Source organism: Aerococcus sp. HMSC10H05, assembly GCF_001806975.1.
Taxonomy (GTDB): Bacteria; Bacillota; Bacilli; order Lactobacillales; family Aerococcaceae; genus Aerococcus; species Aerococcus viridans_B.
The window spans coordinates 2,796-4,200 of sequence record NZ_KV786993.1; the positions used below are offsets into that span (position 1 = coordinate 2,796).

General features: G+C 37.7%; 2 protein-coding genes and 1 pseudogene. 2 read left to right on the forward strand and 1 reads right to left on the reverse strand.

All coding sequences use genetic code 11. The features are described from left to right. Positions 1-39 precede the first annotated feature (39 nt). Positions 40-264, reverse strand: a pseudogene (locus HMPREF3116_RS08785) (family 1 glycosylhydrolase); the annotation flags it as partial. Positions 265-505: 241 nt separating this feature from the next. Between HMPREF3116_RS08785 and HMPREF3116_RS06735 the strand changes: the two are divergent. Both HMPREF3116_RS06735 and HMPREF3116_RS06740 read left to right on the forward strand, forming a co-directional pair. Next, on the forward strand, positions 506-1,126 hold the full coding sequence (locus HMPREF3116_RS06735) for a recombinase family protein (RefSeq protein WP_070468608.1): 621 nt from the start codon (positions 506-508) through the stop codon (positions 1,124-1,126). Positions 1,127-1,150: 24 nt separating this feature from the next. Beyond that, positions 1,151-1,405: MrcB family domain-containing protein (locus HMPREF3116_RS06740; RefSeq protein WP_246819067.1), on the forward strand; the 255-nt coding region annotated here is incomplete at its 3' end.

Sequence of the window (1,405 nt, forward strand, 5' to 3'; positions counted from 1 at the left end):
ATCTAAAGTATATCACCTTAGATGGTTAACTAATTCCTATTATCCTATATCGTTCGAGCTTAGATCCCTATTCTCATTCAATTGTTTCCACCAGTAGGCACTCTTCTTCGGATATCTTTCTTGCGTATCAAAATCTACATAAAATAGACCGTATCGCTTATTATAGCCGTTTGACCAAGAGAAGACGTCCATCAATGACCAAACAAAGTAACCGGCTACATTGACACCAGCATCAATTGCCTCTGTACAAGCTATTAAATGCCTGGTTCTGTTGCAAAGTTTTAAATAAAGAATAAAATCCCTTACGGTATCTATGATTTCTAAATACTAAGAAATGGCTCAAATGAAAAAAGACTGCTTTTTTTACAAGAAGCAGTCTTTTTTTACCCTTTATGACGATTTAGGGTGTACCCAAAATAGACATGCATAGGCTATTGTCTTTTCGCTCTTTTTAGTGTAGATTATAAGTGTCTATTAAATATGTTGAGAAAAAGGAGTGGAAAAGATGAAAGTAGGCTATGCACGTGTATCTACTACCGACCAAAATTTAGATCGTCAGATCGAAGCTTTAGAACAAGCCGGTGCTGAAAAGATTTTTCAAGAAAAAATGTCCGGTAAAAGCATGACCGAACGATTGGAGCTACAAAAAGCACTTCAATTCCTTCGGGAGAAAGACACTCTGATTGTGGAGTCACTGGATCGGTTGGGACGAAACTATGATGATATTGTTCAGACCGTTCAGAAGCTCGATCAAAAGGAAGTCGGGCTTATTGTTTTAAACCTACCTATTCTAAACCAAGAGATGGGAGATCCAAACCTCCAAAAGTTAATTCGAAACATGATTGTGCAACTGCTGTCCTGGACAGCTCAGAATGAGCGTGAAGAAATCAAACGTAAGCAGCGACAAGGAATCGAAATAGCTAAGCGAAAAGGCCACTATAAAGGCCGCCCGGTAAAGTATTCGGCGGAGGCAAAAAATCCAAGAGATCGAATGATCTATCATGTAATCGTGAATAAGCTCAAACAAGAAGAGCCTATCAAAAAGATTGCAGAGGAAACAGGGGTTACGAGAGATACTGTATATAGAATTAAAAACGAAATCTCTCTCACGAATCAATCTATGTAAAAGCAAAACGCTTAAGGAGGCAACATGAATATATCAACTATGATAGCTGATGCAGCTATACAATATCCTGAATCTAAAAATGGCCCTTTTGCAGGGGCACCAATAGGACAAGTTATCAAAGAAGAGATCCCTGAAGCATTGCGTAATAAATTATCATTAACAGATTATGTGATCAAAGGAAGTATTGGAAATGGGAATTTTGCTTCTATTCCATGGATTGCAATCATGGACAAGGAGATTACCACCAGTACCATTAAATACCTGAATAATTTGATTGAA